Here is a 17585-nt window from a genome sequence, read left to right as displayed (position 1 = left end):
ATATAAAAGACCCTCGGTCTGCTGTGTCCTCTCACAGTAAGAGACCAGCGGTCCCTTGTCAACACACCGTCGGTCTGTAATCTTCGACCGTGACGACCTTCCAGCACGCGCGCAACGAGGAGCAGCGCGAACTCCGCCGTCAGGCAATCCTCGACACCGCGGACGCGATGCTGGCGGAGAGCCCGGTCTCCCAGGTGTCGCTCAACGAGCTGAGCAGGCGCGTCGGACTCGCGAAGTCCAACGTGCTCCGCTATTTCGACTCCCGCGAGGCGATCCTCCTCGAACTGCTGCACCGCAAGTGGGCGGACTGGGTCGCGAACCTGCCGGAACCGACCGAGCCCCCGGGGGCGGACGTCGCCCGACGCGCGAGCGTGCTGGCGCACGTGCTGGCCACCACGCTGACAGCGCGACCCACGCTGTGCGATCTGCTCAGCGCGCAGGCCGGGGTGCTCGAGCGCAACGTCTCCCCGGAGGTCGCGGCCCGCTTCAAGCGCACCGCAGAGGAGGACCTGGGCGGGCTGTCCGCCGTCCTGCTGCGGCACCTCCCGGAGCTCGGCGAGGCCGACGCCCAGCGGCTCAGCGCAGCGATCATGCTCACCGCCGGAGCCGTGTGGAACCACGCCCACCCGTCGGCCGCGATGCTCACCGCCTACGAGCAGCACCCCGACCTCACGTTTCTCAAGTTGGATTTCACGGCGACGGTCGAGGACCTCGTCGCGGTGCTCGCGGCGGACGTGCTCGCCCGGCCGCGCTGACTACCCCTCGGCGTCGGCTGCCGCGACCAGCAGCCGGGTGAGGTCGCCGATGTGCTCGACGGTCTCCAGCCGACCGATGATGTCCAGCAGCGCGTTCGCGTCGACGTCCGACAGCTGACCGGCCACGTTGGCCCGGAACTTCCCGACGATCCGCTCGGGTGAGGCCGGTACCTGCGGGGATCCCCGAAAGCCGTCCTGCTCCCCGGAGAGGACCCGGCCGTCGTTCATCTCGATGTCGACCTTGGCGCCCAGCAGCGGGACGTGGTCGCCGAACTCGTGCGGGTAGGCCTTGACGAGCTCGGTGGCCGCCAGCACGTCTGGGTCCGCCCACATCGCCGGGTCGATGTAGTGCTCAGGTGCCGAGGCGCCGGTGGTCAGCCGCAGCGCCACCGAGAAAGCCAGGCTGAAATGCGCGGTCACCGCGTCCGTGGGATGGGTGATCTCGCCGCCGTGGCCCACGGCGAAGGGCCGTAGGCCCACGTTCACCGCCGTGATGTCCCGCCAGTCCAGCCCGTGCTCGGTCTGCAGGTCGCCGACGATGTCGACCGCGGCGAGGATCGTGCCGACCCCCGGGGTGAGCCGGAACATGACGTCCCGCAGGTGCCAGATCCCCCAGAGCTCCTCGAACCGCGCGAGATCGGCGTGCCCGCCGAGTATCTGCAGGACGCCGCGCTTCCCCTCGAACACCGTGGTCGGGCCGGTGAGGCCAAAGCGAGCGAGCTCGAGCGCCTCGATCCCCGAGCGGGCCCCGGACCCGGCGTGCAGGCGCTTCACCTCGCCGCCGCTCTGGTCGTACTCCATGATCCCGGACGCCTCGCTGCCCGCGATGCCGAACGCGTTCTGCAGCGTCTCCACCGACGAGCCCGTGAGCCGGGCCGCGACCGCCGCCGCGGCGAAGACGCCGAGGAACTTCGGCCCGTGCCAGCCGCGCGCTGTCATCGTGTCCACCCGGTCCGCGCCCAGCACGGACATCACCTGGTGGCCCGCGACGACCGCTGCCAGCAGGTCCCGGCCGGAGCGGCCGTCCCGCTCCGCGATGGCGACGGCCGCGGGCACCACGACGGAGCCCGCGTGCCAGTTGGCGGTGTGGCAGTCGTCGTACTCCATGCTGTGGCCGAACGTGCCGTTGAGGTAGGCGGCCTGCGCCGCCGTCGACCGCAGTGCGGTGTTCGTGACGGTCGCCTCCGGCCGCGCCCCCATCTGCTCGACGAGCAGCCGCTCCGGCCGGGTGTTCGCCAGCGTGGCCCCCTTGACCTGCAGGCCCAGCTGGTCGACCAGCAGTGTCTTCGCCAGGTCGACGACGTCCGCAGGGATGTCGGAGTAGCGCAGGTCCAGCGCTCGCTCGGCAAGCCACCGCGAAACGATCGGCCCGGTGCGGGCGGACTCAAGCATGGAGGACCTCCGTTGGTCAGCGAGGTATTGACACTTCCTACTATGGTCAGCGTTGTCCGGCAACGCTCAGCGGTACCGCAGCACCCGGCCCCAGGCCTCGGCGAGCTCGGCGTCGGGGTCCCGCAGGACCACGGGCTCGCGGTCGATCGCCAGCACCGTACGGGTCGCCGTGGCGTAGCGCTTCCACGGCACCGACCCGTGCCGGGTGACCTCGCCGGTGCGGGCCAGCTCCGCCCACGCGGCGTGCACTGCCACCGCGAGGGCGTGCGGCGGCTCGTCGCCGACCATCGACGGGGCGTCGGGGGTCAGGAACACGAACGGAAGGTCGCGCGCGTGGAACGCGCCCAGCCGACCGGGGCCCCGTGCCCGCCTGACGGGCGGCGGTCGCGTAGTCCGGCCGGGGCACCTGCCTCGGGGGCAGGGCAACCCGCATGTCGGTCCACTCGTCCCGGGTGGCTCCGACGATCACGCAGACCCCCGCCGCGGCCCCGTCCGCCAGCTCGGCGAGGGGATCGGCCGGGTTCACGCCGTTGCCGACAGTGGTGCGGAACGCGGAGAAACCGCGCGGCTCCCCCGGGTGCGCGCCCGGCGCGCTCTGTGCCAGGAGCCGCTCGGTCTGTGCCGCGCGCAGCGCGTCCCAGTCCCCCGGCTTCACCTCGAGGGCGCGGAGCACGCCGTGTGCGGTCCGCCGCGCAGTCTCGACATCCGCGATCATGTCCACCCCGCCGGACTGCACGATCGCGGAGCGGAACAGCCCCCGCGCGGCCGGCATGGCGAGCAGGTGGCCGACGCTCCAGCCGCCCGCGGACTCGCCGAACACCGTGACCTCGGCGGGATCGCCGCCGAACGCCGCGATGTTCGCCGCGACCCACTCCAGGGCGGCGACCTGGTCGAGGTGCCCGAGGCTGCCACTGCCCTCGACCCCGTCGAAGTCCCGTCGAGGTGGAGGAAGCCGAAGACGTTGAGCCGGTAGTTCACGGTGACCAGCAGGACGTCGTCGGGCAGGAAGGTGCCCTCCAGGAACGGCCAGCCGTCGCCGGGCCGGTCTGCAGCCCGCCGCCGTGCAGCCACACCATGACGGGCGTCCCTCCGCCCCGACCCCCGGCGTCACGACGTTGAGGTACAGGCAGTCCTCGTCCGTCGGCGCCTGCAGGGCCGCGGGGCGGGCCCAGTGCGGGAACGCCTCCCCGCCCGTCTGCGGCTGAGGGCACGCGTTGCCCGGGACCGTCACCTCCCGCACACCCTCCCACGGCTCCGGCGGCGCGGGCGGCAGGAACCGTCGCGCCCCGACCGGCGGCGTCGCGAACGGAATCCCGGCGTAGAGGTAGCCCGCACCGAGACGCCGGCCGCGGACGGCGCCCCCGGTGGTGCGGACGACGGGCGCCGGGGCCACGTCGAGCCGGCCGCTCACGCCCGTCATCCGTTGACGACCTGGGACGAGAAGGTCTCGCCCGCGGCCGCGACGGCGTCGAGCGGGTCCGGGACGTAGACCAGGCTCTGCCCGCCGTCGACCCGCAGCGACCGGCCTGTGATCCAACGGGCGTCCTCTGAGCCGAGGAACGCGACGGCCGCCGCGATCTCCGCCGGCTCGCCCATCCGGCCGCCGAGCGGGGTGGTCACCCGGACGCCCTCGACGTAACTGGGCACCTCCGTGAACGCCGCGGTCAGCGGCGTGGCCGTGCAGCCGGGCGCAACAGCGTTGACCCGGATCCCGTGCACCCCGAGCTCGACGGCCGCGACCTTGGTCAACATCGCCAGGCCGGCCTTGGCGGCGCAGTGCCCCGACAGCCCGCGGCTCGGGTACTCCTCGTTCTCCGAGGAGATGTTCACGATGCACCCGGCCACCGACTCACTCACCATCCGGCGCGCGGCGGCCTGCAGCACGTTGTAGGCCCCGGCCAGCTCGATGTCGAGGATGCGCCGGAACTGCTCGACATCCTGCTCCAGGATCAGCTGCAGGTTGGCGTTGCCGACCGCATTGACCGCCAGGTAGGGGCAGGTCGGCAGCGAATCGACGAACTCGGCGACCGCCGCGGCGTCGGTCACGTCGAGGGGTGAACACGACAGTAGGTCCGCGACGTGAACCTCGGCGCCCTCCGCCCGCAGCCGCTCCACGACGGCGAGCCCGATCCCCCGGGCACCCCCGGTCACCAGCACTGTCCTTCCCTCGAAACGCATTACCTCGATCTCCTTCGACGGTCGACGACGACCCAAACCATGATCAGAGTACAAGGGACGGGCCGGGTACGCATCGAGGCCGTGCGTGGTGGATTCTGGCGCACGAGGAGCTCTTATCGCGATCCCTCGCGCGGCGCCCGTACGGCCGTTGACGTGGGCTGTGACCGTGATTACCGTTCAGCCCTAAAGGTGATCAGCGTATGCACCTTAATGAGGAGGGGCTGCTTGACCACCGCCGCGGAGCTCGTTCCGATCGAGGACCCCCGGTTCTACCTCGACGCCCCCTGGCCGACCTTTGCCCGACTGCGTCGGCCGGACCCCTTCCACCACTACGCTCCGCTGGACACGTCCCTGGTCACGCGCTACTCCCACATCAGCGAGATCACCAGCAGGCGTGCGGACTTCGTCAGCTCGCGCGGGCTGTTCCTCAACGACGTCAACTACGCCGACCTTGCGGGGCGACACCTCGATGACCGACAGCTTCTTTCCGCCCGGCGGGGAACAGGTCGGCACCACGGACGCGCCGCGCCACCCCGAGCTGCGCCACCCCGAGCTGCGCCGGGTGCTCGCGCCCGCCTCCAACACCGCGACCATCCGCAAGCTCGAGGGCCCGCTCGCCGAGGACACCGCGACCCTGCTCGACGAGATCGTCCCCGGCGAGACCGTCGACTGGATCCGGTACGCCACCCTCGTTCCGATCAAGGCCACGAGCGGCCTGATCGGCCTGCGCTCGGTGGACGAGGACCACGTCCACTCCTGGAGCGACGAACTGGAGAAGCTGGGCGGCGACCTCACCTTCGGGGAGCTGCGGGCCGCGGCGAAGGAGTTCTCGTCCCTGCAGGCCTACATGCGGGAGATCATCGCCGAGAAGCGCGGCGTCCCGGGCGACACCGACCTGACCACCTCCCTGCTGCAGGAGGAGCTGGACGGCAACCCCGTCTCCGAGGCCGACATCATCATGTTGCGATGACGATGCTCGCCGCGGGCGGGGCACCACCCGCTCGCTGCTCGCCGGGATGGTCATCGAGCTCGCCCGCAACCCCGACCAGTAGGACCTCCCGCGTCACGACCGCTCGCTGGTCCCCAACACAGTGGAGGAGATGCTGCGCTGGGTCATCCCTGCGCGTGCCTTCCTGCGCACTGCATCGAAGGACACCGGGGTTCCACCTGATCATCGGGGCTGTCAGCCCTTCAGCTACGACACAGCTCGCCGTCGGGGTTACGTCACGGACCGACCGTCCATCCCTTCACCGTCGAAGGCCTCAGGAGCCGCCGTGTACCGCAAGTCGTCCATCATCAAGATCCTCGCCTCGATCGCCGTCGGTGCCGTCGCGCTCGCCGGGTGCGGCGGCGGGTCGTCCGGAGCCGGGGACTCCACCTCCCGGCCCAAGGCGCCGCCGTCGGTTGCCATCGCGACCTCCGGCACGTTCATCACGATCTTCGCGCCGCTTTGGGCCGCGCAGCCCGAGCTGGACAAGGTGGCCCAGGAGTACGGCACCACGATCAGCTTCACTCCCTTCGGCAAGGGCGGGGACGCGCAGACCGCCCTGCTCGGCGGATCGGCCCAGGTCAACGCGGGCACCAGCTCGTCGGACACCGCTGAAGCCGCCGCCAAGGCGCAGCCGCTGGTCGCCGCGGCCAACATGTTCACCGGCGGCGGGTTCGTCCTCGTCGGGGCCAAGAAGTACGAGGCCGAGCGCGGCGCTGACGTCGCCAAGTACGGCGGCGGAACGTGGGGCTACACCGCCGAGGGATCATCCAGCATGGTCGGCACCGTCGCCATCGCCGAGCACGCCGGACTGAAGTGGACCGACCAGAAGGGCATCGCGCTCGGCTCGATCGCCGCCTCCGAACCCGCCCTGCAGACCGGCCGCGTCGACATCGCCGCCATGGACCCGACGTCGGCGGCCAAGACCGTCGCGAACGGCAACGGCTACGTCGTGATGAACACGAACGACGCGGCGCTCTTCGAGCCGGTCAGCGGCACCATCCTGGGCAACTCGATCGTGGTGACCGACGAGTTCCGCGCGCAGTACCCGGAGTTCACCCAGGCCGTCATCACCGCGTTTATCGCGGGCCTCAACAAGGTCAAGAACGTGACCGACCCGAACGCCGCCTACGCCCTGATGTCGCCGGAGTACCAGAAGGCCCACCCGAACGACGTCCAGTTCGCCGACGAGTGGGCGCTGTGCCAGCCGGCCTTCGCGAACACCGACGGCACCTACAGCGCGAAGGCGATCGCGGACACACTCAAGAACACCGACCTGTCCCCCGAGCAGCAGCGGTCGCCCCAGGTCATCTCGCTGTTCGACAACTCGTTCGTCGAGGCCGCCTATAAGGAGCTCAACATCCCGCGCCAGTCTGGCTGATCGGCCCCGCACGAGCCCGGACGCCGCGTCGCACCTTCCGTGCGACGCGGCGTCCGTCGTTCTAGCGGAGTCCTTCGGGGTAGAAGCCCTCCAGGCCCGGACGGGAGGTCAACGCGTTGGTGGCCTCCAGCAGGATGCCGAACGGACCCTCGTTGACCATGACGCGGCGCAGCGCGGTCTCCGGGTCCTCCCGGACCATCACGCAGCCGTAGCCGAGGTCGGCGAGCCGCTCCTCCTCGGCGATCAGGTCGGTGTCCCAGTAACCGAGGTGGTGGAAGGCCGACTCCCCGATCCTGGTGTTCGGGGTGCCCGGGGTGGGCTCGATGAGCTCCAGGGCCAGCGGGAGGTCGGTGGAGAACACGACCCGACCGCCGAGGGTCCAGGACTGGTCCTTCGGCCCCTGGAGCTTCTGGCCCGCGATGCTGTGCGGGTTCGCCCAGCCGACACCGAGGCCCGCGGTCAGCTCGTCCATGGCGGCGCCGAGGTCGTCGACGATGAAGCCGGCGTGCCAAATGATGCGTGGCGCGGTGTCCCCTGCGGTCATGGCGTGACGACCCTTCTCCTCATCGAATCACCAATGCACATACTAACCATCGTTTAGGGCTACCTGAAGGCGATCCGCCCCGCTACACGGGGAGGCTGTCGCCACGACCTGGCTGCACCCCGGAAGGCGGCGACGCCCATCCTCCGCGGCACGAGCATCCCCAGAAGGCTCGAAATCCTCGTCGCGGTACTGCTGGCCCTCGCCGAGCAAAGCTGACTGCGGACACGCCACCGCCCGGCCCCGTCGTACAGGGCCGGGCGGTGGTGGCCGGGGAGCGGGGTCAACCTCGGGCGATGCGCCGGCGTCGAGCCCAGACGGCGAAGCCGACGGCCAGCAGCAGGATGACGCCCTGGACCAGGTCGGCGATCCACGGCGCGTCCGGCAGCCGCAACTGCAGGCCGCGCACGGCGACGGCAACGATGAACATCGACACGACGGTGCCCGCCACGTTGAACCGACCCGGCTCGATCTGGGTCGAGCCCAGGAACGCCGCGGCATAGGCCGGCAGCAGGTAGGACACGCCGCCGGCGAACGGGGCGGTGCCCAGCTGCAGGGTCAGTGCGACGCCGGCCGCCGAGGCGAGCACGCCAGAGGAGATGAGCGCACCCCAGGTCAGCTTGGTGACGTTGACGCCGCTCAGCCGCGCCGCGACCGGGTTGGCCCCCGCCGCGTAGAGGTACCGGCCCGCCGGGGTGTGCTCGAGGACGTACCAGGCGATCACGGCGATGACGGCCAGGTAGATGATCGGCGCCGGGACGCCGAGGACGATGTCACCGAACGACACGAAGGTGGGCGACAGGCCATAGAGGACGGTCTCGCCGTTGGCCACCCACCAGGAGACCGCCGCCAACACCGCCGACATGGCGAGTGTGCCGATGACGGGATCGATGTTGAATCTCGTCACGACCAGGGCGTTGATGCAGCCGACCGCCGCCCCCGCCGCCAGCGAGATCAACACTGCGACGATCGGGTTCACCCCGCCGGTCGCCTGCAGGACACCGACCATAGAGATCGACAACGACATCGTCGCGCCGATGGACAGGTCGAACACTCCGGAGATCAGACACACCGTCGCGGCGAGCGCGATGATTCCGGTGATTGCCTGGCTGGCCAGCAGCACCCGCAGGTTGGCCTGCGTGGCGAAGGTCTGCGGGATCCACAGACAGAACGTCACCACCAGCACCACGATGATGTACACGCCGGAGAACCGGTCGATCGCCAGCTTCTGGAGGATGCGCGAGCCGGCCGAAGCCTTGCCCGCGACCCCCGAGGCCGGTCCGGATCCCTTCGACCGGGCAGCCGTGGTAGCCGGAGCCGTCATCACTCACCATCCACAGGATCAGAGGAGGAAACAGGGGAAGAGGACAGGGTGGGCGACGCCGCGGTCCGGTCGTCCGAGCCGAGGTCCTCGTCAAGGTGGCCCGCCGCACCGTCGTCCGGGGCGGTGCCCAGCGTGGCGGCGAAGATGTTGTGCGGAGTCGCCCGCCCCGAGTCGAGCTCCGCGTGCACGGTGCCGTCCCGCACCACGAGGACCCGGTCGGAGATCCGGGCCAGCTCCATCTCGTCGGAGCTGCAGACCAGCACCGCGGTGCCGGCGGCGGCCGCCTCGAAGATCAGTTGGTGCAGGTCCGCCTGGGCGGCGATGTCGACCCCCTGGGTGGGCTCGTCGAGCAGCAGGACCGTGGGCTTCAGCCGCAGCCACTTGGCCAGCACGACCTTCTGCTGGTTGCCGCCGGAGAGCGTGTTCACCGGCACCTCGGCCGACGCAGTCTTCACACCGAAGGCCGTGATGTGCTCGGCGACGGCAGCCGCCTCGCGCTTGCGCTGGACCCGGCCGCCCTTCACGAAGTCCGTGAGCGTCGCCAGCGTCATGTTCCGCCGGACCGACTCGCTCAGGATCAGCCCCTGGGTGTGGCGGTGGGCGGGGACCATGCCGATCCGCCGTGTCACGGCCTCCCCAGGGTCGTTCGGAGGCAGGGTCTTGCCGTCGACCGCGATCTCGCCGCCGGTGCGCTTCTCCGCTCCGAAGAGCAGCGCACAGATCTCCTCGCGGCCTGAGCCACCCAGGCCGGCGACCCCGACGATCTCGCCGCGGTGTACGTCCAGGTCGAGGCCCTTGAGCGTGTCACCGGTCAGCCCGCGCACGGACAGCGCGACCTGCTCGAGGTCGGGACCCGCCCCGCGCTCGAGCTTGCGGTGCACGCCGCCGGTCATCAGCGAGACCAGCCGCGGCGTGTCCAGATCAGCGGTCTGCTCGACGGAGACGATCGATCCGTCCCGCAGCACGGTCACCCGGTCCGAGACCGCGAAGACCTCCTCCATGTGGTGGGTCACCAGCAGTACTGGGGTCCCCCGCTCGCGAATCCGCCGCAGGAGTGTGAACAGGTGCTCCACCTGGTCCCGCGGCATCGTCGCCGTCGGCTCGTCCAGCACCAGGAGCGAGCCATTCTCGCCGAAGTCCTGCAGGGCCCGGGCGATCGCCAGCGCGGTCCGCTGGAAGACCGTCAGCGTGCCCGCCGGGCGGTCCAGCGGGAAGTCGTCCACCACGAGGCTCAGTGCCAGGGCTGCTCGCTCACGCTGGGCCCGCCACCGTATCCGGCCGCCCGCAGCGGTGTCGTAGCCGAAGCCGAGCGCGATGTTGTCCACTGCGGTCAGATTGTCGATCAGGCCGAGGTCCTGGTGCACGAAACGAATGCCCAGGTCGTGGGCAGCCTTTCCGTCTCCGAGGGCCAGCGCCTCGCCGCGCACCGATGCGGTCGCGCCGGCGTCCGGCTCGTACACCCCCGCGAGGACCTTGATCAGCGTCGACTTGCCCGATCCGTTCTGCCCGACGAGGGAGTGGATCTCCCCCGCCGCGATCGTCACGCTCGCGTCGAGCAGGGCCCGAACACCGGGGAAGGTCTTCGACAGGTTCCGGATCTCGAGCACCGGAGCGCCCGCGGGCACAGCGGGCTCGTCGGCAGCGTGGCGGGGACCAGCAAGGACGCCCTCGGTCAGCATGCGGTTAGACGTGGACATAGGGGTCAGAGGTCATGAGACACCTCGGGATCGGAGGAGGGTATGGGGGGCCCCGCTGGTCGACGAGAGGGCACGTGACTCCGGCCCAGAACCCGGCGTGCGCGGAAGGACCGGTTCCGGGCATGAGTCAGCTCGACGAGCCAACCTTCCAGGTCGCCTTGTACAGGTCCAGGATGTTGGCCGAGACGACCGGGGAACCTTGGCCCGCCGGTACGTTTTGCGGGGTGAGCAGCGCGAGCGGGAATCCACCCGGGTCGCTCTGCAGCTGACCGGTCACGGTGATCCGCGCCGCCATGTCGACGAGGTCGTAGCCCTCGATCGTCGAGGACTGGTTGATCCACCAGGCGTTGGTCCCCTTGCGCAGGTCGGCGATCGAGGTCTCGTTCGGCACCTGGCCGAAGATCTTCACGTTCTCGAGGCCGGCGGGCTTGAGTGCCTGGGCCAGGCCTGAGCCGATGATCGTGTAGGCGTAGCCGACCGACGGGTCGCTCTGCAGCTTCGACACCATCTGCGCGGTCGCCGCGGGCGTCCCCAGGTCCTTGGCCTGCAACTTCTGCACGTCCACCCGGCAGGTGGGGCACAGGTCGGCCACAGTCGAGACGTAGGCGTCCTCGCAGAGCTTCAGCACCGGGTAGTCCATGCTGAACACGGCTGTGTTCCCGGTGCAGTGGGAGTCCTGCATCGCCTTGAACGCCTGGACACGCCCGATCAACTTGGCTGTGTCGGCACCGTCGGCGGAACCGCCGTAACCCGGGACCGACACCGGGGCGTCGGACGTCGACGCCGTCAGCACCGTGATGCCAGCGGCCTTGGCCGCGTCGACCTGCTTCTGGAACGAACCCACGGGCAGGCCGGTCTCCATGATGAAGTCCGGCTTGCTCGCGATCGCCTGGTCCATCTTGGCGACGAAGTCGGGAACCGTGGTGTCGTAGACGATGGCCTCGGCGGTCCACCCGAGCGAGGCCGCGGCCTCCTGGACCCCAGCGAAGGCGTTGGCGGTCGCCGGGAAGTTCTGCCGGACCATGATGATGCGCTTGCCCGCTGGTGGGCGCTGGTTGAGCGTGGTGTACCGGGCGGGTGGCGAGGCGGGCAGCGTAGTCGGGAACTTCTCGTAGTCCGCCAGGCCGGCGGCGGCCTTGGCCATGCAGGCCTGGGTCTGTTCGGGCGACATCGCGGGGGCCAACGAGTCGCCCGAACCGCCGCACGCCGACAACAGCAGCGCTGAGCTCGCGGCGAGACCGACGGCCAGCCGTCCGCTCCACCGCATCGGCTTGAGTCTCACTGGTGTTCTCCTCATCGAGATACCGTCCTGGGGGCCATGCGGATCTCGGAACGCCCCCGTCGGCCCTCCACACGCCCGCGGTCACCCTAAAGAAAGCTGACTATCGAAACCAGGGTTTTGACGAAAATTCTGTTCCCGCAGCGTGGAGCGAGATCGGCGGCGGCCAGGACGACGACATCAAGTGAGACCCGCAGAACAAGGAGAAGCCACGGACACGCTGCTGACGTCGAGGGCCGCTCCTCGCCGGACCACACGTCCCACACCCGCAGCCCGTCCGCGGAGTCGTCCCCGAGTACCTCGAAGACGTCGACTTCAGCAACATACGATCCTCGACTCGGCCTTCGCCCTCCTCAGGATGATCCGCGAGGCCGGAACTCCTCGGGCCGCGCACGATCGTCACCGTTCGCCCGAACCGGGTCAGGAACAGCGTCTCCTCAATCGCGATGTCCCCCGCCGTCGACCATCGCTATGTCCTGGTCCTAGAAGAAGGACCCGTCGCAGGTGGCGTGCAGGCGGAGACCCCGCGACCCAGAAGCTCCGCTCCCCCGGCACGGCGAGATCGCGCGCCGTGGACCCCATCGCCAGGATGACGGCACCTGCCTTGTCGGTACAGCCGGCCAAGACCTCTTGACCGCCCCGTCAGCGGTGACACCCTCGCCTCGCAGGGCCGCCCCCGAACCGCTCGGCCCGCCCTCGCATCCGCTCCGGCCCCATGATGGGCTCGGTGGGCCGGTGACCGTCATTCCGCGCCTCGTCGTCGGTAGAGCACCCCTACCGAGCCACACGATAATCTGATCATATTCGTGAAAGGAGCAGGCGGATCAGCAGCGAAGCTCCGAAGGATAGCAGTCTCTGGCGGGGCGTTCGACCCTTGACCGAAGGTATCGCTGCCTTATAATCATAACTATAGTTTGCGCGGCCGCCCGGGCGCCGCCGACCCGACTGATCCGCCTGATCGACAGAGGGAGTCGCCGGATGATCAGCACCGCGGTGCAGGACGAGGAGATCCGCGTCTACTGGAAGCCCGGATGCTCCAACTGCGTCCGGCTCAAGGAGTACGTGAGCAAGCATGGCTTTGCATTCACCCCGGTGAACGTCGCGGCAGACCCTGCGGGCTTCGAGGTGCTGGAGAAGCTCGGGGCAAAGGGGCTACCGGTGCTCACCCGGGGTGACCGGTACGTCTTCGGCATGGACCTCGCCATGGTCGACGAGATCCTCGGCATCAAGACCCACCGGCAGGCCCTCACGGTCGCCCAGCTCGTGGAGCGGGCCACCTCGGTTGCCACTAAAGCGGTCGAGCTGGGCTTCCAGGTCCCGAAGGAGCGCGCCGAGGACGGCCTGCCCGGTCGCCCGCTGCGCACCTACGGCGGCCTCGCCAACCACGTCATCGGCCACCTGCGCCGGCTCGTGCTGGTCTGCGAGAACCCGGGTGAGAGCTGGGCGGTCGTCGAGGACTACGCGCAGGCCGGCTACCAGTCCGGGACCGAGGACATCCCCGAGCCGAACCGCACCCCGGAGGACGTGGCCGAGCGCTGCCGCGATCTCAGAGCCCGCGCCAACGCCTGGCTCGCAAGCGGCGAGGATGCGAGCCGACCGGTCGAGATCTACTACGGCACCGTGCCGCTGTCGCAGATCATCGAGAGCAACGCCTACTCGATCGTCCAGCACACCCGCCAGCTCCAGGCCGTCGTCACGTTCCTGGGCTACGAGCCCGCCGCGAAGCTGAGCAAAACCGACCTGCAGGGCCTGAACCTGCCGACCGCGCTCTGGGACGAGGTCTAAGCCTGAATCCATCGCTAGAAGCTGCTGGAGAGGGTGGGCCGTAGCGTCACGAATGCCCTTCTGATCTGAGGCGACAGGATTTGCTGAGGGTCCTGCCGCCTCGCCACGACCACGCTCGTCCTGGGCGGCGCCCCAGGTGGCGTTCGTCGATCTCGACGACACCGTGCGCCAAACCTCGGGCTACACCGAGCAAGGCGTCGGGCGCGGCTATACCGACGTGAACGGGCTCAACGCGCTCCTGGCGACCATGTCCACGCCGCGCTCGGCACCGCTGATCGCCGGGACCCGACTGTGCAAGGGCGCGATGAACTCGGTGCGTAGCGCGGTGAAGCTGCTCGCCGACACCCTCGCCACAGCCCGCCGCGCCGGCGTGACCGGGCCGGTGCTGGTGCGCGGTGCGAGCGCAGAGCCCTTCGCCATCGAGTACGAGCAGAACTAGCACGCTCGCCACCCAGCCCAAGAAGACCATTCTCGGGAGAACCCGCCTCCACAGAAGCCGGGACGCTCCACTCGACGGCCCCGGCGGACCTTGCCTGGTCCGGAGCCGTGCGCGGCCCCACGCCGCGCCATCCGCGGGATGATCTCGCTCGCGCAGCAACCCGCGGTACTTGTCGAAGTCGTAGCCGCGGTTGGCGCCGAGCACTCGAGGCTTGCGCCGGGGGCGCCCTGCGTGCGCCCCGGATCGGAGGGATTGCGTCGAGCAGGGGCAGCAGTTGAGTGACGTCCTGGCGGTTGCCGCCGGTCAGCGTGACGGCGAGGGGGAGGCCGTACCCGTCGACGATCAGTGGCGCTTGGAACCGGGGTGGCCGCGATTGTCCGGGGACGGCCCGACGTGGTTCCCCCTTTGACCGCGTGCACGTGCGAGGCATCGATCGCCATCCGGTCCAGGTCGAGCAGCCCGGCGAGCAGCAGCTCGTGCAGAGCCGTCCGCACCCCGGCCTCGGTCCAGTCCCGTACCCGACGCCAGCAGGTGACCCCGGAACAGCCGAGCATCGCAGCCGGCAAGTGGCTCCAGGTGCTCCCGGTCCGCAGCACGTAGACGATCCCGGCCAGCGCGACCCTGCCGCCCACCGGCAGCCGCCCGGGAAACCGGCGCCGCCCCGACGCCCGCGCGGGCAGCAGCGGCGCGACCCCGGCCTCACAACGAGTCCGGAACAAGATCCTCGACCACGACTGCAGCCTGGCCGAGTCCGTCAGCGGTCTGCGGCAGACAGAGATCATTCTGAAACGAGCTCACAGTCAGGGACGCCCACTGCGGTGTCCTACCGCGTTCTGGACGCCAGCGCGCCGGAGATGAGTAGCGTTGCGAGGTGCTCAATCGCGTCGCGGAACACGATGCAGTGTGCGGCGAGGTCCGGATCTGCCTCGTATGCGGCACGCATGGCCGCCGACGGTTGCGAATATGTCCATGCCGAGGAGGCCAGCATGACGAGGGCGCCGGCCACTTCGACAGCTCCCGACTCGGGGAGTTCCGGTAGCGAGCGACCGATGAGGGTCGCGAAGGTCCGGACGTTGTCGAGCGCCGCTCGTTTGTAGCGCGCGGCCCCGTCCGGCGACACGTTGTGCTCGAGCACACTGGCTTGGGCGCTGACAAGCTCGTTCAGCAGGGGCCTGGCGGTCAAGGACTCGGCGACAGATTCGGCTAGCGCTGCGACGCGTTCTCGTACGGGCGCGTTTGGTTCTGTCCGCTGAGCCAAGACAGGACCAAGGTCTGCGAGCCAGGCCTTTTGCTCATCGTCGAGCAGTTCGAGGAGGATCGCTTCGCGTGAGTCGAAGTAGCGAAGGATGTTCGACTTCGCCAGGCCGGCCCGCTCGCTCAGCCTGTTGAACGAGAGCTCCGATACGCCCATCTCGCTCAACATCTCGCGAGCGGTTGCCAGGATCGTCGAGCGCCTCACTTGCCGCTGCTCAGGCGTTCGGGCGCGCTGGAAGTCCGTCATCCTCCGATAATACTACGCCCGGTCTCTTGATTAAGGACCACTGGTCTGTTATCCTGGTGCATGTCCGACAGGCGACGGCTCGTCGCGAGGGTGCCCCCAGCTGGCTACTCGGCGCGGGACGTCATTCGGGGGCTCGCCACACGCGTCATCCACGCGATGGGCGAATGCATACACGAAGGGGAGATCGCAATGACTCGGCACAACGAGTTCGACGGGTCGTCAGCACGGTGGCTCGGTTCGGGGCGCTGCACTACGCCGTCAACGATGCCGAGGTTCCGAGCGAGAGCCACGACATCGTCGACCTGCCGGCCGAGGTGTGGCAACAGACGATCGACGTGAACCTGAATGCGCACCACTACGCCATGAAGGCGCAACTGCCGGCAAAGCAAGCCGCCGGCGGCTGTGCAGCCGTCGCGGTCTCCGGTGTCTACGCCGACCGCCTCTCCACGCGCGCCGCCTGTACGGCCAGCAAGCACGGCCTGCGCGGGCTCGTGCGCTCGACTGCGTACGACTAGGCGGCTCGCGGAATCCGCATCAACGAACTTCAACCCGGCGTCCTCGACACGCCCATGCCGGGCGACACCTCCGAGCAGGAGATGGAACAGACGAAGCTCCTCATCCCCACCCGCCGGTACGCACAGCCTCGCGCGATCGCCACCGCCACCGCATTCCTGCTCTCCGACGACGCCTCCTACATCATCGGCGCCCACCTGGCGTGGACGGCGGATTCCTCGCCTGGCCAACAGCGCCGCCGCAACTGACCAAAGGGAAAATTCATGTACAGCGTTCCGGATCAACACGGCCGACGCATCATCGTCACGGGAGCAAACAGCGGCACCGGGAAGGAGGCCACCAGGCGCCTCGCCGCCGCCGGCGCGACAGTCGTCATGGCCGTACGAACGCTCAGCAAGGGCGAGGCCGCACGCGATGAGATCCTGCGCGAGGTACCGAACGCCGAGCTCGAGCTCGAGCGTCTCGACCTGGCCGACCTCACCAGTGTCTCCGACTTCGTGTCTCGAGTCACCTCCGGTGGTCGACCGGTCGACACCCTCGTGAACAACGCAGGAGTCATGGCGCCACCACGGCGCGAAGTAACCGCCGACGGCTTCGAGCTCCAGTTCGGCAGCAACTTCCTCGGCCCGTTCGCGCTCACCAACCAGCTCCTGCCGACCATCCTGAAAAGCCGGACGCCCCGCATCGTCACGATGTCAAGCAGTGCGGCGAACGGTGGGCGCATCAATTGGGAGGACCCCAACTGGGAGCACGGTTACAACGCGCTGCGCGCCTACGGACAGTCAAAGCTCGCCGACGCGGTGATGGGAATCCATCTCGCCGACTTGTCCAAGGCCAACGGCTGGGGGCTCGTCAGCAACCTGGCCCACCCCGGCTACACGCGCACGAACCTGCTGCTCGCGGGCCCCAACATGGGCTCGAGCAAGACCGAACGTCCGTTCATGTACCGGTTCTTCCCCTCGATGGACGTCACCCAGGGCACCGAGCCGCTGCTTCACGCGGCTGCAGAACCCGCGAGCGGATCCGTCCACTACTTCGGCCCCCGATGGTTCCTCGTCGGCGACACCCATCACGCCCGACTCCCACGCAGGGCCACCAAGGTCGACGCCGCCCGACTTTGGGCCCTCGCCGAAAAGCTGACGGGGACGTCCACCTCTACGCCCTAGCCAGCCGGAACCGGCTCGCTCAGCGACGGCGAGTCCCAGCGCGCCACCCCATCACACGGCCCGTCGGCCGCTTCTACACGATCGATGCCTTGTTAAGATACCGACGGTACGTTATAGTCGTGGTAACGGCCCACCTTGCTAGCGAAGGAAACATGACTCGTGTCTGGTTCATCACCGGCAGCTCACGCGGCCTAGGGCGCGCTTTCGCGGAAGGCACGCTTGCCGCCGGGGACCGTGTCATCGTTACGGCCCGCAAGCCTGAGCATGTCGACGATCTGGCGCAGATATACCCGGATCTCGTGGCGCTTACCAGTCGACGAAGTGGGCGGTGATTCAGCACGGTCCTCGCGCAAGAGGTGGCCTCGTTCGGCACGAAGGTGACAGTTCTCGAGCCGGGTGGAATGGTGACCGACTGAGCCGGGTCGTCGATGGCGATCCGGAGCCCAGGCGAGTCCTATCAGGGGATGACCGGCGCGTTCAGTTCGTTTGCTGCGTGGAGCGCTGGCGACGCGTCGACAAGCCGGCTGGGGTGGCGGAGATCGTCCGCGGTCTCGTCGGGCGCGATGACCTTCCGCTCGAGCTGTTGCTCGACGCCGACGCGGTGCACCTGCCGGCAGCATGCACGCGAACTCGCAGAATTCGACGC

15 protein-coding genes and 3 pseudogenes are annotated in these 17585 nt (G+C 69.2%); 7 read left to right on the top strand and 11 right to left on the bottom strand.

Features of this window, described 5'->3' with window-relative positions; genetic code table 11:
* Nucleotides 1–89 precede the first annotated feature (89 nt).
* Nucleotides 90–755, top strand: a complete 666-nt coding sequence (locus LWC35_RS11515; RefSeq protein WP_232870051.1) for a TetR/AcrR family transcriptional regulator — start codon at nucleotides 90–92, stop codon at nucleotides 753–755.
* On the opposite strand, the gene LWC35_RS11510 is transcribed toward LWC35_RS11515, so the two are convergent.
* The 4 genes and pseudogenes from LWC35_RS11510 to LWC35_RS11500 form a co-directional block, all read right to left on the bottom strand.
* The gene (locus LWC35_RS11510; RefSeq protein WP_232870050.1) at nucleotides 756–2147 is read right to left on the bottom strand and encodes an MmgE/PrpD family protein; all 1392 of its coding nucleotides are present in this window, start codon (nucleotides 2145–2147) and stop codon (nucleotides 756–758) included. It lies immediately after the preceding gene.
* Nucleotides 2148–2213: 66 nt separating this feature from the next.
* Complete coding sequence (locus LWC35_RS11505) at nucleotides 2214–2462, bottom strand: hypothetical protein (protein WP_232870049.1); 249 nt, start codon at nucleotides 2460–2462, stop codon at nucleotides 2214–2216.
* A gap of 118 nt (nucleotides 2463–2580) precedes the next feature.
* Nucleotides 2581–3567: pseudogene (locus tag LWC35_RS40895) on the bottom strand (carboxylesterase family protein); the annotation flags it as partial.
* Nucleotides 3564–4298, bottom strand: coding sequence for an SDR family NAD(P)-dependent oxidoreductase (locus LWC35_RS11500; RefSeq protein ID WP_232870048.1), 735 nt, complete (start codon nucleotides 4296–4298; stop codon nucleotides 3564–3566). The gene LWC35_RS11500 and the pseudogene LWC35_RS40895, both read right to left, overlap by 4 nt.
* A gap of 496 nt (nucleotides 4299–4794) precedes the next feature.
* Here LWC35_RS11500 and LWC35_RS11495 point away from each other — a divergent pair, with 496 nt between their 5' ends.
* On the top strand, nucleotides 4795–5295 hold the full coding sequence (locus LWC35_RS11495; protein WP_232870047.1) for a cytochrome P450 family protein: 501 nt from the start codon (nucleotides 4795–4797) through the stop codon (nucleotides 5293–5295).
* A gap of 304 nt (nucleotides 5296–5599) precedes the next feature.
* Nucleotides 5600–6694: an ABC transporter substrate-binding protein gene (locus tag LWC35_RS11490; protein WP_232870046.1), complete on the top strand. Its 1095-nt coding sequence runs from the start codon at nucleotides 5600–5602 to the stop codon at nucleotides 6692–6694.
* Between the two features lie 61 nt (nucleotides 6695–6755).
* Here LWC35_RS11490 and LWC35_RS11485 read toward each other — a convergent pair whose 3' ends face one another.
* From LWC35_RS11485 to LWC35_RS11470, 4 genes are all read right to left on the bottom strand, one after another.
* Nucleotides 6756–7238: a VOC family protein gene (locus LWC35_RS11485; RefSeq protein ID WP_232870045.1), complete on the bottom strand. Its 483-nt coding sequence runs from the start codon at nucleotides 7236–7238 to the stop codon at nucleotides 6756–6758.
* Nucleotides 7239–7518: 280 nt separating this feature from the next.
* On the bottom strand, nucleotides 7519–8559 hold the full coding sequence (locus LWC35_RS11480) for an ABC transporter permease (RefSeq protein ID WP_232870044.1): 1041 nt from the start codon (nucleotides 8557–8559) through the stop codon (nucleotides 7519–7521).
* Nucleotides 8559–10184: a sugar ABC transporter ATP-binding protein gene (locus LWC35_RS11475; protein WP_232870043.1), complete on the bottom strand. Its 1626-nt coding sequence runs from the start codon at nucleotides 10182–10184 to the stop codon at nucleotides 8559–8561. The genes LWC35_RS11480 and LWC35_RS11475 overlap by 1 nt, the downstream gene beginning before the upstream one ends.
* Before the next feature lie 199 nt (nucleotides 10185–10383).
* Nucleotides 10384–11538 carry a sugar ABC transporter substrate-binding protein gene (locus LWC35_RS11470; RefSeq protein WP_232870042.1) on the bottom strand — a complete coding sequence of 385 codons (1155 nt, stop codon included), beginning with the start codon at nucleotides 11536–11538 and terminating at the stop codon, nucleotides 10384–10386.
* A 975-nt stretch (nucleotides 11539–12513) separates the two neighbouring features.
* On the opposite strand from LWC35_RS11470, the gene LWC35_RS11465 reads away from it, so the two are divergent.
* Both LWC35_RS11465 and LWC35_RS11460 read left to right on the top strand, forming a co-directional pair.
* A complete protein-coding gene (locus tag LWC35_RS11465; RefSeq protein ID WP_232870041.1) occupies nucleotides 12514–13320 on the top strand; it encodes a glutaredoxin family protein in 807 nt (268 codons plus the stop codon).
* Nucleotides 13321–13456: 136 nt separating this feature from the next.
* Nucleotides 13457–13759: a hypothetical protein gene (locus tag LWC35_RS11460; protein WP_232870040.1), complete on the top strand. Its 303-nt coding sequence runs from the start codon at nucleotides 13457–13459 to the stop codon at nucleotides 13757–13759.
* Between the two features lie 83 nt (nucleotides 13760–13842).
* On the opposite strand, the pseudogene LWC35_RS11455 reads toward LWC35_RS11460, so the two are convergent.
* Both LWC35_RS11455 and LWC35_RS11450 read right to left on the bottom strand, forming a co-directional pair.
* Nucleotides 13843–14491, bottom strand: a pseudogene (locus tag LWC35_RS11455) (IS5 family transposase); the annotation flags it as partial.
* Nucleotides 14492–14582: 91 nt separating this feature from the next.
* Complete coding sequence (locus tag LWC35_RS11450) at nucleotides 14583–15260, bottom strand: TetR/AcrR family transcriptional regulator (protein ID WP_232870039.1); 678 nt, start codon at nucleotides 15258–15260, stop codon at nucleotides 14583–14585.
* Between the two features lie 56 nt (nucleotides 15261–15316).
* Here LWC35_RS11450 and LWC35_RS11445 point away from each other — a divergent pair.
* Both LWC35_RS11445 and LWC35_RS11440 read left to right on the top strand, forming a co-directional pair.
* Nucleotides 15317–16021 (top strand): annotated as a pseudogene (locus LWC35_RS11445) (SDR family NAD(P)-dependent oxidoreductase).
* A 15-nt stretch (nucleotides 16022–16036) separates the two neighbouring features.
* Entirely contained in the window at nucleotides 16037–16939 is a 903-nt protein-coding gene (locus LWC35_RS11440) for an SDR family oxidoreductase (protein WP_232870038.1), read from the top strand.
* A gap of 457 nt (nucleotides 16940–17396) precedes the next feature.
* On the opposite strand, the gene LWC35_RS11435 is transcribed toward LWC35_RS11440, so the two are convergent.
* Nucleotides 17397–17546: a hypothetical protein gene (locus tag LWC35_RS11435; RefSeq protein ID WP_232870037.1), complete on the bottom strand. Its 150-nt coding sequence runs from the start codon at nucleotides 17544–17546 to the stop codon at nucleotides 17397–17399.
* Nucleotides 17547–17585 lie beyond the last annotated feature (39 nt).

The sequence above is a fragment of the Pseudonocardia kujensis genome (assembly GCF_021283305.1).
Classification (GTDB): domain Bacteria; phylum Actinomycetota; class Actinomycetes; order Mycobacteriales; family Pseudonocardiaceae; genus Pseudonocardia; species Pseudonocardia kujensis.
This window is presented reverse-complemented; position numbering and strand designations above follow the sequence as displayed.